Consider the following 12,963-nt stretch of genomic DNA (forward strand, 5'->3'; position numbering starts at 1 on the left):
TCATCGGCGCAAGATTGGCTGACGATCTGGAGTGCCTGAGCCAGAATCAGCTGAGGTGCTGCCCTCGGCTCCCGCCGCTCGGTGAGGCTTGTAGGATGCGTAGCTCCGGAGAGAGAGAGTGATGCGCTCGACGCGGTTTTCGCTCGCCCAGTACCCCTCCTACGTTTAGATTCGAGCCTCGACCTACCAGGGGCAGCCAACGATTACCGGAGCTACGATTGAAGTTCACTAAAACTGGCTACTACGGAGTGGCCATCTCCATCTTCTTAGCTATGAATCTTGTTCGTGTTGCGCTGCTGTCGGGAACGGGTGAGGCTACCTACTTCCAGGCGGATTATGCGCTTCCACCGATCTTCTTGTGGGCTGCGCTCAGGTTGAGAGCCCCGCGGTGGTTCGCCGCAATTGGTACGTTCCTCTTGTCTCTACTCGCCGTTTGCTGCGACGCCGTCCTTGTCATAGGGCGAAGGTTCCGCTGGGGGCCCGACGCGCTTCCGCAGTATCTACAGGGTTATCAGGATCTCCCTTGGTCGGTCATCGTTCCGACCGCCGCGTTGCTCCTTGCCGGAGCAGCACTGGTCAGCCTGCCACTAGGGCTAAAACGCCGACGGCCGTTCGCCCTCTGGCCCCTTCCTACATTGCTGGTAGTCCTCCTCGCGATTGATACCCAGATCGGCACATCGCGATTTCGCGACGGCACAGCGGGGATAAACCTGATCACAACGGCGATCCCGAGCATCGCACCGATTTACCTGAACGGCGCTGTACAGGGTGGTTCCCTCCAGACATTCCACCGCAAGACCATGTACTCGGATGTCGACCGCCACAATCCTCCGCCTCAAATTCTGTCAATCAGCCTTGAGTCCTTCGGTCTCGCGCGAGAACCGAACCGCCGGGCTGCGCTCATCGAGCCGCTCATCAGGGAATTGGGAGGACTTTATAAGGTCGAGCAAGGTGCTCACGACTACTTCGGTGCAACTTTGCAGGGTGAGGTGCGGGAATTGTGCGGGGAGCGCCTGTTCGGGAACGCTGCGCAGGATGGAGTGCTCAGACAATTGTCTCAGTGCCTCCCGTCTCAGTTGCGCCGGCGTGGGTACGACACGGTGGCGTTACACGGCAACGGCGGGCGCTTCTATTCACGTTGGGCGGTTTACCCGGCGATGGGTTTTCGGCAGAGCTTCTTCTACGACGATCTGGCAGCAGCCGATCCGGCGGTGACTGCCTGCCCCGAGACGGCCTTCAACGCAGCTTGCGATGAACGCGTGTACTCCCGTGCGATAGGATTGTTCGATGGGCAGAAGCGCTTCGTGCATGTCATGACACTGGATTCTCACTTGCCGGTGCTCGATGCCGAACCTGGGTCTTGCTCGTCGATTTTCGCGGAGAACAGCTCGCTATGTGGCTACGCTAAATTACTCCAGCGCTCATTGGCACAACTCGGGCTCGCCCTGCATAACGCCAAGGTTCAGCCTGACGTTGTGTTCATCTATGGAGACCATGCGCCGCCTTTTGCCTCCGAGCTGGCACGCAAGGTTTTCTCCGCAGAAGCCGTGCCATATCTGATACTCAGGAAGCGCAACCCTGATCAGGACCGTCAACCTTCCACGGCGAATGACGCTGCAGCACGCGTAGTCCAGTAACCACTCCGAACGTGACTAGAACCGCCGCAGCGTCCGCAATCCAATCGCGAAGGTCAGATGATCGATGAAACTCCAGGTACGCTTGAACTACTTCGATCAATGCGCCGAAGGCCAGTAGGCCGACAGGGCTGATGTAAGAGCGGGGCTCCCAATAGGCAGCGCTTCCCATGATGGTGAGCACCACGAACGCGAGAATATGCTGCACCTTGTCCGAGGCTCGCCCGGCAAGCCTCGGGCGTGGGGAAGCGTGGCCATGACGGAGGTGAAGACACCTGCTACCCAAAACGATATGCGGAATAGGAGCAAGTACATATCGGGGGCTTAGCGCATGGAGTGCTTCTGCGACTACTAGGGTCAGGACTCGTTGATCAGAGCCAGAAGATGACGGTCGGCGGCGAGAGCGACGGCGGAAAAGAAAGCCGTCGGGCACCGGTCGTAGCGGGCGGCGACGCGGCGCCAGTCCTTCAAGCGGCCGAACATGATCTCGATGCCGATGCGGCGCGGTAGCGACGCTTGTCGTATCTGACGGGCTCGATCCGGGATTTGCGACCTGGGATGCAGGGCTGGATGCCCCTGGCCTGCAAGGCATCCCTGAACCAGTCCGCATCGTAGCCGCGGCCGCCGAGCAGCCACTGCGCCTTCGCAGGTCGTCGAGCAGCGCTGCCGCGCCGGTGTAATCGCTGACCTGCCCGGCGGTCATGAAGAAGCTCAAGGGGCGGCCGTTGGCATCGGTGACAGCATGAAGCTTCATGTTCATGCCGCCTTTGGTACGGCCGATCAGTCGCCCGAGATCCCCTTTTTAACTCGCAGCCTCGATGCCGTGCGATGCGCTTTCAGGTAGGTCGCGTCGATCATGACGGTTTCCAGTTCGGCACCAGCGGCAGCCAATCCCTCCATAATGCGGACGAACACTCCCATCTCACCCCAGCGCTTCCAGCCGTTGTAGAGCGTCTTATGCGGCTCATAGTCCTTCGGCGCATCCCGCCAGCACAGCCCGTTGCGGTCGACGAAAACGATGCCGCTCAGCACCCGCCTGTCGTCGACCCGCGGCTTGCCGTGGCTCTTGGGAAAGTAGGGCCTCAGACGCGCCATCTGCTCTTCCGTCAGCCAATACAGGTCGCTCATGCCCAGTCTCCTCGTAGAGCCTGAATCAGATCGCGCCTCTCACATCAATGGGTCCTGACCCTAGTGGCGTAGCGACGAAGTCAATGCTTCCGTCTCTTATCCCTCGAAGCGCACCCAACGCGGCTCGGATAAGTTAGATCGCCAATCCAATGCTTACCGCACGAAGCGGTTTCGGTCGGCGGCCACGCGTGGAGCCGAAGCCACTCACTTTTCGATCCAGCGTTGCCGCTGTCCATACCATACCAACGTCAACGGACGTGAGCCGGCCAAGACAAGCTCTTCCTGCTTTGCAAGCAGGATGTTGCCGGCACGATGCTTGATCTTGATGATCGTTGCATCATCGTAGGGAATGAGCGTGATTTCCTGGCCGTCCACAAGGAGGCCGGTTCCGCTCCGCGCATCATGAATGGTCTTGAGTTCGTCACCCGCTTTGCCTGTGGCCGCCTTCAACGCGATCAGCTTTCGTTGTGCCGGTATCGCGCCAGAAGCCACGGTGGTATGGAAGGTTTCTCCCTGGTTGATGTGCGTCCGCACAGTCGCCGAGAAGTCATGCGCTTCGCTGATCAACCCAGAGTGGCTGGAATAGCCGCCTTCCAGTTTGAGGAACTGATCGCAGTTCGCCAGAACGCGCCACCCCAGGAAGACCGCAGCATTCGACTTGTAGGTGCGGACGATGCTCTGCACCTGATTGATGACGCCAGCCGAGCAGCCGATGGCGGTGATCTGCCCAGCGAACACGAAATCGTCGATGAAAATCGCCGGGTCCGCGAACTCGAAGCTGCAGCCGATCAGGGTGAGCCCCATCACTGCGCCGATCGCCAGCGCGGGAGCGTGGTTCTGACCGTCTCGCTGCGGGTTTGGCGATGCGAGATGCGGGCGAGCGTTGGCGAACGCGACATTGGACATGACCACGCGCCCCGGATAGCTGCCGCCTCTGTCGGGTGAGTAAGCGAGGGTCGCTCCCGCGCAGCTGCCATCGGCGGTGTGCGGGTTCGTCAAAAAGCCTGTCGTGAACTCGGTTTCGAAAACGGCGCCCATGAGCATGAGGCCTTCGCGCATGTTTTCGTCCGAAGTGACGTTGCGCAGGATCAGATGCTGTACGAACGGCCCGTCCGAGGCGGTGCCTCGCACATAAATGCCGTGCCGTCCGTGACCAAGGACGTGGACGTTTTCGATATAGATCGTGTCGAACCAGAAGGACTTGTCACCCGGCGGAACCAGATTGATGCCGTCCGCGTCGCCAGACCTGTCGCCGTGAACGCCCAGGTTGCGGAGACCGCTTCGGACGAGCGGTTCGTTCGTCGGGCCGCGCACTACATGCTTCGTCTTGTCCGCGGCGACGATCACTGTCTGGTCCATGCCGGCTCCATCCAGCACAACGTCGCTCACCAAGGTGACGTTGGCCCGAAAGATGCCGGCCGGGACGTGAACCGTCCCCCCACCCTTGCTGCGGACATGGCGAAGCGCGGCAGCGAACGCGCGGGTGTCGTCGACCGGATGTCCCCGAGCGCCAAAATCGACAACGGAGACCCGCTCTTGCGCCTTGTCCTGAAGGGTTCGTTCGACGGCGCCCGCCCCTTGCTGCGCAAAGCGAACAGCGTCCGACGTCGCGGCCGACAGGCCTCCCAAAGGGGCCGCGGCGCCCTCCTGCGGGTGGAAAGCGGCGAAGGGCGCGACCGCGAACGCGGCGAGGGCAGATCTACGGGAGGTGTCGGACATGCAGCCCGATAGGCGCACCTCTGTCAAAAAACCAGCGTGGCAGCTGTTGTGCGGGGTAGCGAAACGTCGCGCCGCAGCAGCGTACTGCTTAATGCCCCAGGGTCGCTCCCGACGCCACGGCGAATGCACGCAGGCCGTCGATCGGAGGAATACGCGACAAAGCAGTGTGAGACATCGGTTTATGATAACTTCTGTCAGTTATCGTCTACCGCTGCGGATTGGCGCCTTGACGCACCAACCAGCCACGCCGCTGCTTTTGTCGGCAATGGCGCCGTGCTGGGGCGCGCATCGTTGCGCATCCTCCGGGAAGTAGCGATGCCCTTGCGCCGCGACCCGGCTGCGTTGCAGATGTCCGGCACGCTGGCTGGTAGACTTCCTGGCCATTCAAGCTACCACCCGTCGCACACAGTCGTAACGGACATATGCTGACTGGGCGGTGCGCGTATTAGGATACGCACGCTCGCACTATCGAAAAGGCCTGAGGTTTGATGACAGCTGCTTCCATATCCAAATCTGACGCGTATGCGCCATTTGGCGTTGCGCTGCTGCTGACGGTCGTCACGCTAATCGCGGCGACACCGTTCTCCATCGGGCTATGGGACGAAATCTACTATATTAGCTGGATCAACGACCCGAACGCGTATGATGCCCTCGTTCATCCATTCGGGCTTCTGCTGCACCCCATCTACGCGGCGCTTGGAAGATCTCTCATCGCGCTCCGACTATTCGGCATCGCGCTGTTGATCGGCACCGGAGCGATCATGGGCGCAGCAATTGAGCGTTATTACCGGGTAGTCGCGCCCGACGCTCGGCTGGCCTTACTCCCGATCGCAGGCGCGCTGGCCGGCACGCTCTATTACGTCCTGTGGGCCGTGACCCCCAGCTACAATATGCTGGCGAACGCTGGCGCAGCACTGGTGCTTGCGGGCATGTTCGGCTGGGCTGCGCACGACCGTGGCTCTCGCACGCGCGATTGGCTACCTTCGCTTTATTGTGGGTTCGGCGGCGCTCTCGCCTTTCTAGGCAAGCCAACTTTCGCGGTTTTAGCCGGCGCTTTCGTTGCCCTGCAGCTTCTGGTGCTCGCGCGGAGAGACCTGCGCACCGCTCTCACTCGAGGCTCGATCGCCGGTGTCGCGGCGATCGTGCCGGTGTTGATCTCCATCTTAAGCGTGATGAGCCTGCCTACCTTCTTCGACAGGGTGAAGGCCGGCGTAGCCGTATTGAGCAGTGACTACTCCACCTTCTCACTGGTCGCGCAGACGCTCGGTTCCGTGATCCACGCGCCGCCCTATCTGTTCGTGGCGATTGCCGTTCTGGCTGCGAGCGTCATTGCAGCGGCGCGAAGTCTGAAATCCAGCGAGCACAGGAGCTCAAAGATCTTTCTTGCTCTGAACGCAGCGGCGCTTCTTCTCGACGCCGCGATGTTCGCCCTGCTGTTGCGGAGGGGGCTGGTATACGGAACCGATCCATGGACCATCGCCATAGGTACTCCAGTAGTAGGCATGTTGCTGGCCACCTTCGGAGCGGGCGTCACGCTGAACCCCGCGATCCTGCGGGCACCCACGCGATATGTGCCGATCCTTTTGCTCACCGTCGTCCCCTATTTGGTTGCATTCGGCACGGCCAATGACCTTCTACGGCAAGCGGGCATGTCGCTGTTCCCGGTGCTGATCGCTGCAGTCCTGTGTGTACGGCTATGCTTTCCCCAAACGATGGCACGTCTGGCGGAACTCGCATGGATTGCGCTTTGCCTAGTGTTGTTGGCGTGGTCGGCTTACCGGCCGTATAATCAGCCCTCGCCCGTATTCGCCGCGACCGAGATGCTGGACGCACCCTTCACGCGCAGCCGCCTGCGCGTTGATGCGGCAACAGCAGCTTATGCGCGCGATCTTCAGCAACTGGCACGGAAGGAGGGAATCGGCGCCAGCACCCCGGTCCTCGATTTGTCTGGCGTCGCCCCTGGAACCGTCGCGCTGCTGGGCGCGCGTGCGCCGTTCTTCCCGTGGATGATCCATTTTTCCAAGCAGCCGGGCATCCTTGCTGCCGCTGCCTGGGAATCCATGACGCCGGAAGAACGGAAGCGGGCGTGGATCGTCGGACCGATCGATCCGCGCTTTACCGAGCACCCCGCCATTGCGCGCCTCGCTCGCTCGGGGGGGTACCGGCGGGCGGCCGTGCTTCGCTACGGCCCGGCGCCGGAGCACCCACCCGTCATTTTCTGGGCGCCGACTGGATCATAGCGCCACGCGGCCCGATCAGGCCGATCACGGCTCGCATGGCTACGAAGTTGAAGAGCGTCGTGAAGACGAGCACGGGGAAAATGGCCCCGTGCGCGCCGACGAGCCTCGCAACGGGCTGGATGAGCGCCAGCCCGCTCGCGAAGCCCGCGATATAGACGAGGATCACGCCAATGCGCATCGCGGAGGTCGGCCTGCCAACCCCAAACACGCGTGACGGATACACGGCCGCGACGAAGATCATGCCGAGTGCCCAGGTCACGGCGTAAGCCGGGCGAGGAGGAAGGACCAGTAGAAGAAGCTGGTATATCGCCAGCGTCATGACGGTATTCGCGATACCGGCGACAAGAAAGCGTCCCGCTTGCCCCAGCAGCTTAGTGCTCATGCCGAATTGCCGCGGGCGAGCACCAGAAACCGTTCGTAATCGTGTACATAATCTTCGGCGTCATAGGGCAAGGATGCCGCGACCATCAGCACCGACCCGGGAGAGAATTTATACTGCACGCCCCAGATCAGGGCAGGTATGTGGAGGCCGATCGTGGGATGGTCCAGCGTCACTTCCGCACGGCGATGGCCATCATCGACGACGACGGACACACTCCCGGAAACCACATAGAGAAACTGTTCGCAGGCAAGATGCGCGTGCTCTCCGCGCACGGAATCGCGCGCGACGCCATATACGCTGAAGATCCGCGCCGGAGCGAACGGCAGGCCGCGATCCTTTTCCAGCGGCAGCAGCTTTCCACGCATGTCCGTGAAGCTGGGAAGCCGACTTACGGTGCATCCGCGTACATCCAGCTTCAGCGAAGCGCCAGGCGTTGAATCAAGCGTGCGGCCGGTGATGCTGGCGGCATCCCCGGAGAGGATGTTGCCTGCCGCGGCATAGCCGATGATCCGCGCCGGATTGCCCACCACGGTTGTGCGTGCGGGGACATCCCGAGTCACCACCGCGCCAGCGCCGACCATCGCCTCGGGGCCGATCGTCACCCCGGGCAAGATCGTCGCATTGGCACCGATGGAGGCCCCATCGTGGACCACCGTCTGGTGGAACGCTTCGGGATATTGCTTGGAGCGCGGCACGCGATCGTTCGTGAAAGTCGCGTTGGGACCGATGAAGACATCGTTGCCAACGCGGAGGCCATCCCAGAGCTGAACACCGCATTTCACCGTTACGCGATCTCCAACCACGACATCATTCTCGATGAAGACGTGATCGCAGATGTTGCAGTCCCCCCCAATCTTCGCACCTGGCAGAACATGGGCGAACGCCCAAACTCGCGTTCCCGCGCCGATATGTTCGCTCTCGCAGAGTGCCTGCGGATGGAAAAAGGGCACCGGCGTCGGTGAAGACTCGTTCATGCTTGCCCGTCACTCTCGATGACGCCGCTGATGATGCGAAGCGGCCGTTGCTTGGTGTTTTCAAAGGTTCGCCACAGGTAGGAGCCAATCACACCCTGAACGGCAAGCGACAGCGACCCGAAGAAGGTGATCATCAACACGATCGTCGAATATCCGCGCTCATCGATGAAGCCCGCCAGCCGAGAGATGATCACCACCATCGCGAACAGCAAACTGAGCGCGACGCCGGCGACCCCGATCCACAGCACCAGCAGAATTGGAAGGTCGGAATATGAGAAAATGCTGTCCAGCATGTACCGGAATCGTCGGCTCAGGCTCCAGCCGCTTTCGCCCACAGCTCGCGGGCGGCGCGCATACGGAACGAAGCTGCGGCGGAACCCCACCCAAAACAATTGCGCGACCAGTGAGCTGTTCGGCTCCTCGATCGAAAGGATGACGTCACGCACCTGCCGGGTGCAGGCGAACATGTCCACCCCGCCCGGAGGAATGTCGCGCACAATGAACCGGCGATAGAAACTCCAGAACGCCGTCGAAAGAAGCATGCTGACGCGGCCGTCCCGCCGGCTGTCGCGTTGACCGAAGACGACATCGGTCTCTCCGGTCTCGAGTATCTCGAAGAACTGCAGCACCAATTCGGGCGGCTCCTGCAAATCCGCCGCCATGACGGCCAGTAGCTCTCCGGAGGCCATCTCCATCCCGGTCCGAATAGCCGTGAAGGAGCCGAAGTTGCGGCTGTGGAAGACCACGCGCGCCGGGAACCGCAACGTCGGCAAAAGGCTCGCGAGCCGCTCGCCAGACCGGTCTGGCGAGCCGTCGATGGTGAATACCACCTCCAGCCGCCCTCCTGTGCGGTCAGACAGGTCGTGGAGCGCCTGTATGAGCGCCGGCAGGTTTTCCTCGTTGCGGTATACCGGGACGATGAGCGACAGCCGTCCCGGCACGACCGCCACGGGGCCGTCAGATGCTTCGCGCCGACGGACTTGGCCCAAGGTCACGTCAAGCGGCCTTGAAGCTGGCAAGGGCGTCGCACACCTTGGCGATCTCGTCCTTCCGCATCGTCGGGAAGCAGGGCAGTGTGAGAATTTCCTGCGTGGCGGCACGGCTGTTTGGCAGATCGCCTGGAGCAACGTGGAACGGCAACTTTGCGAGGCCAGCCTGATCGCAGTCCAGGATTGGATAATGAATATCGGTGGTGACGCCATTTGCCGTCATATGGGCCTGCAATGCATCGCGCGCAGGAGTGCGAACGATCGCCAGATGCGCAACGCTTCCCTGCGGGCTGCGAACAACGGAAACGCCCGCCGGGGCAGCGTCTGCATAGGCGTCGAGGATCGAGACCCGCGCTGCGTTGGCGCCGTCGAGATGTGGAAGCAAGCTGTGAAGCACGGCAGCCTGAATCTCATCCAGGCGCGAATTGCGCCCATAAGGCGTGTCGATCGCATATTTGCGCGACCAGCCATATTGATGAAGCGTGCGCACCGCCTTGGCCAGATCGGCGTCGCGCGTGAGGACCGCCCCGCCGTCGCCGAACGCGCCGAGATTCTTGGTCGGGTAAAAGCTGAAGGTCGCCAGATCGCCGAAGCTGCCGGCCATGCCGTCGCGGCCCCTAAGCCCATGCGCCTGCGCGCAATCCTCGATGATCGCGACGTGTCGCCGGCCCGCCCTATCGAGCGCACGGCGCAGCGCCGGCACGTCGACAAGGCCGCCATACAGATGCGTGGCTACGACCGCGAGGGTTCGCGATGACGTAGCGGCAACGGCTGCGTCAATGGACAGCAGCAGCGTATCAGCATCGATATCCACATATACCGGCAGCAAGCCCCCGAGATGGCACGCGATGGTGGAGTAGCCGCCAGCATTGGCGGTCAGAACGACCTCGGGGAGTTCCCCGTCCTCCGAACCGCCTCCGAACCGCGAATCCGCAGCAACGACGCGCAACGCGAGCTCCAGTGCATCGGTGCCGTTTGCGACGCCGATGCATTCGCCGCCGCCGACATACTCGGCAAAAGCCTCGCAAAACGACCGGGTGCGGGGGCCGAGCAGCCACCAGCCAGAGTCGACGACCTGGGCGATGACTTCGCGCAACGCTGCCCCGTGAGCCTCGGCGATCCGCTTCAAGTCGTTCAGAGGGATTGTCATCAGTGCGGGTGTTCCTTGAAACGCATCGCCCGGCAGGGGTTCAGGTGGTTCACGATCATCGCGACTGCAACTCACCGTGTTGACTTGGGCCCGGCATAGCAGGTGCCTTAGCGAGTCCGGTCCGGAAAGATCAACATCGCGCCGCCGATTAGGCCCGAACGCTGGGAGCGTCCCGGTTTTCCAAAGACGAGCGGCCCTTCCTAGGCAGCGGCTGGCTGGCTTCCCCTCCCCTTGAGGAGAATCATCACCACGGACCAGGCCTCAATGAAGCTGCGAATCCGCAGAACGAAGCCACAGCCGAAATAGGTCGCGGCCGAGATCGGCACGATTACGGCCACCTCAGCGAGGGGGGCCAGCAGCAGGTAGCGTGAAGCCACCCAGGTGACTGCGCCCATCGCGGCCGAGCAGCAGAAGACCCCGGCGAGATCCGCCAACTGTCGACCAGGTCCATATTGCAGCGACCTGGAATTCGCGCCCGCGTTAAACAGCAGCGACACGGCGCTGGCCAACACCTGACTCCACGCAAGGCCGTATATCCCGAAAATGCTCCCGATCACGACCAGGACGATGCCAACGGCCTTCTTCGCGATCTCGATCCGCAGGAACTTTTGTGAATCACCCTGCGCCAGCAGCACGTGAAGGTTGATCACGTGCATCGGATAGAACAGGCCGCCGATCGCGAGGATGCCGAGGATCGGCGCCGCGGGGATCCACTGCTTCCCGAACAGGACCTCGATTATCGTGTGGGGAATGACCGCCAGCCCGACCATTACCGGCACGTTGATGAGCATCGCGAATCCGATTGCCATTCGCATCCCGCGCTGCGTGGCGTCGCGGTCATCGACGCGCGGCACGAACAGGGGCAGGGCCACCCGCGAGATGATCAGTGAAAACACGGTGCTCGGCAGCAACTGGGTGCTTGAAGCCCGGTTGTAGAGACCCAGCTCGCGCACCCCGTGCAACTTACCGACGAGCAGCGAGAAACCTTGGGTATATACAACGTCGAGGATGCTCGCCACACTCAGCCAGGCGCCGAAGCCGAAGAGCCGGCGAAGCTCCGAAATGCGGAATCGGAGCGTAGGGCGCCAGTCGCTCACCAGCCACAGGCCGGCACTATACGCGGCCGCTGCGACGGTGCCTTGCGCAGCCAGCGCCCAAACGCCAGCGCCTGAGATTGCCGCCCCCAGCCCGACCGCGCCCGACAGAAGCGAGGAGGCAATCCCCACCTTGGCGAGCGCCCGAAAGGCCAATTCGCGGGACAGCAAGGCTGCGTGAACCGCGCCGGCCGACGTCAACACCACCTGCGCGCCAGCGACGAGCATCAGCGGCAGCAACACGGGCTGTTGATAAAAGGCCGCGATCGCAGGAGCGCCGCCAATCAACACACATGCCAGAGCTACGCTGCCAATCAGGTTGACCCAGAACGCGGCGCTCTCTTCGGCTCGGGTCGTGTCATGCCGCTGCACGAGCGCGGTCGACAGCCCCCCCTGCAGAAGGACCTGCGCCAAGCTTGAAAAGAAGCTCACGAGCGCGATGATCCCGAAATCCGACGGGGCGAGCAGCCGCGCGAGGATGACGGAAGTGACAAATTGGACGCCCTGACGCGCCATGACGTCCACCGCACTCCACAAGCCGGCAGAGGCCGCGCGCGCTATCGACACGAGTGCGCCTGCGTACGGCCCCCCGCCGGCGTTGCGAATCCTGAGGCTTGAGCGGGAACAAGGCCGAAATGGAGTGGCACGAAAAGGTCTCCAACGTGGGCAGCCAATTGCGGCCATCGCGAGCGTTGCGCAAGTGCCTTTGCGCCCCGCGACGGCTCGGCGCCTTGCGTTCCAGCAGGCGGTGCCGGTTGCGCCGCGCGCGCTGGCGGGATACCAGCCCTCATCTGCGCGATGGCCAATACATCGCGCAATCCGGCAATTCACAGGCTATCCCTTGAACCTCATAGACAGAGTTAACGGCCCGCTGGCGATCGCCAGGGCGCGCTTCAGGGACGACTGGCGGTCGCTGAAGGACGTGGGTGTGCTGGACGCGCTCCGGTTTCGCCGGCTTCGGCGCAGCGCGGAGCATCAGGCCGTATTCGACAAGCCCGAGCCCATGGTCACGATCTGTATCGCCACCTACAACAAGGGCGAACTGCTGCTGAAGCGGGCGGTGGCATCCTCCATCGCCCAGACATACCGCAACCTCGACATCGTCGTGGTGGGGGATCATTGCACCGACAATACCGAGGCGTTGATGCGAGAGGTGGAGGACCCCCGCGTGCGCTTCGTGAACCTTCCCGAACGCGGCAATTACCCTGACGATCCGCGCCTTCGATGGCTGGTTGCCGGGAACGCACCGTTCAACGCCATGCTCAAGATGGCGCGCGGCGATTTCATCACGCATCTCGATCATGACGACGAGTACACGCCAGACCGCATCGAGAAGCTCGTCGCCTTTGCACAGCAGGAACGCGCCGACGTGATCTATCACTCGTTCTTCTATGAAGGGGAGACGCAGTGGTACGTCCACGAAGCGCGACGGTTCGGTTACGGCTTCGTCACTTCGTCTGGCATCTTCTACCACCGCTCCTACGCGGCGGTCGAGGCCGACATGCATTGCTATCGCTATGGCGAAGCGGGGGACTGGAACCGCGCACGGCGGCTGCGTTTTCTGGGGCCGCGGATCCGGCGCTACCCGGAGCCGCTGACCAAGCATTATGCGGAAGGAACGATGCGCGACGACGCGTCCTGAGAGCAGCGATG

The 12,963-nt window shown here is 62.3% G+C and carries 9 protein-coding genes and 1 pseudogene; 3 read left to right on the top strand and 7 right to left on the bottom strand.

The features are described 5' to 3' along the window. The first annotated feature begins 248 nt into the window (after positions 1-248). Positions 249-1,637, top strand: coding sequence for a sulfatase-like hydrolase/transferase (locus LQ953_RS16310; protein WP_231029484.1), 1,389 nt, complete (start codon positions 249-251; stop codon positions 1,635-1,637). Positions 1,638-2,005: 368 nt separating this feature from the next. Here the strand turns inward: LQ953_RS16310 and LQ953_RS04565 are convergent. Both LQ953_RS04565 and LQ953_RS04570 read right to left on the bottom strand, forming a co-directional pair. Then, positions 2,006-2,762, bottom strand: a pseudogene (locus tag LQ953_RS04565) (IS5 family transposase). A 204-nt stretch (positions 2,763-2,966) separates the two neighbouring features. Next, complete coding sequence (locus LQ953_RS04570) at positions 2,967-4,481, bottom strand: glycoside hydrolase family 55 protein (protein ID WP_231029485.1); 1,515 nt, start codon at positions 4,479-4,481, stop codon at positions 2,967-2,969. A 488-nt stretch (positions 4,482-4,969) separates the two neighbouring features. Here LQ953_RS04570 and LQ953_RS04575 point away from each other — a divergent pair, with 488 nt between their 5' ends. Next, a complete protein-coding gene (locus LQ953_RS04575; RefSeq protein ID WP_231029486.1) occupies positions 4,970-6,721 on the top strand; it encodes a hypothetical protein in 1,752 nt (583 codons plus the stop codon). Here LQ953_RS04575 and LQ953_RS04580 read toward each other — a convergent pair. The 5 genes from LQ953_RS04580 to LQ953_RS04605 form a co-directional block, all read right to left on the bottom strand. Beyond that, positions 6,693-7,103, bottom strand: coding sequence for a hypothetical protein (locus LQ953_RS04580; protein ID WP_231029487.1), 411 nt, complete (start codon positions 7,101-7,103; stop codon positions 6,693-6,695). The genes LQ953_RS04575 and LQ953_RS04580 overlap by 29 nt on opposite strands. Then, entirely contained in the window at positions 7,100-8,077 is a 978-nt protein-coding gene (locus tag LQ953_RS16315; RefSeq protein WP_330999376.1) for a WxcM-like domain-containing protein, read from the bottom strand. Before LQ953_RS16315 ends, LQ953_RS04580 begins: the two co-directional genes overlap by 4 nt. Further along, positions 8,074-9,027, bottom strand: coding sequence for a glycosyltransferase family 2 protein (locus LQ953_RS04595; RefSeq protein WP_231029488.1), 954 nt, complete (start codon positions 9,025-9,027; stop codon positions 8,074-8,076). Before LQ953_RS04595 ends, LQ953_RS16315 begins: the two co-directional genes overlap by 4 nt. A gap of 46 nt (positions 9,028-9,073) precedes the next feature. Then, on the bottom strand, positions 9,074-10,162 hold the full coding sequence (locus LQ953_RS04600; protein WP_231029489.1) for a DegT/DnrJ/EryC1/StrS family aminotransferase: 1,089 nt from the start codon (positions 10,160-10,162) through the stop codon (positions 9,074-9,076). A 254-nt stretch (positions 10,163-10,416) separates the two neighbouring features. Then, complete coding sequence (locus tag LQ953_RS04605; RefSeq protein WP_330999377.1) at positions 10,417-11,835, bottom strand: lipopolysaccharide biosynthesis protein; 1,419 nt, start codon at positions 11,833-11,835, stop codon at positions 10,417-10,419. Positions 11,836-12,151: 316 nt separating this feature from the next. Here LQ953_RS04605 and LQ953_RS04610 point away from each other — a divergent pair, with 316 nt between their 5' ends. Next, positions 12,152-12,952: a glycosyltransferase family 2 protein gene (locus LQ953_RS04610; RefSeq protein ID WP_231029490.1), complete on the top strand. Its 801-nt coding sequence runs from the start codon at positions 12,152-12,154 to the stop codon at positions 12,950-12,952. Positions 12,953-12,963 lie beyond the last annotated feature (11 nt).

Source organism: Sphingomonas sp. IC-56, from assembly GCF_021043375.1.
In the GTDB taxonomy this organism is placed as follows: Bacteria; Pseudomonadota; Alphaproteobacteria; order Sphingomonadales; family Sphingomonadaceae; genus Sphingomonas.

Coding starts and splice junctions, on each gene's coding strand:
- LQ953_RS04580 (WP_231029487.1), bottom strand. CDS start 7,103: ATGAGCACTAAGCTGCTGGGGCAAGCGGGACGCTTTCTTGTCGCCGGT.
- LQ953_RS16315 (WP_330999376.1), bottom strand. CDS start 8,077: ATGAACGAGTCTTCACCGACGCCGGTGCCCTTTTTCCATCCGCAGGCA.
- LQ953_RS04570 (WP_231029485.1), bottom strand. CDS start 4,481: ATGTCCGACACCTCCCGTAGATCTGCCCTCGCCGCGTTCGCGGTCGCG.
- LQ953_RS04575 (WP_231029486.1), top strand. CDS start 4,970: ATGACAGCTGCTTCCATATCCAAATCTGACGCGTATGCGCCATTTGGC.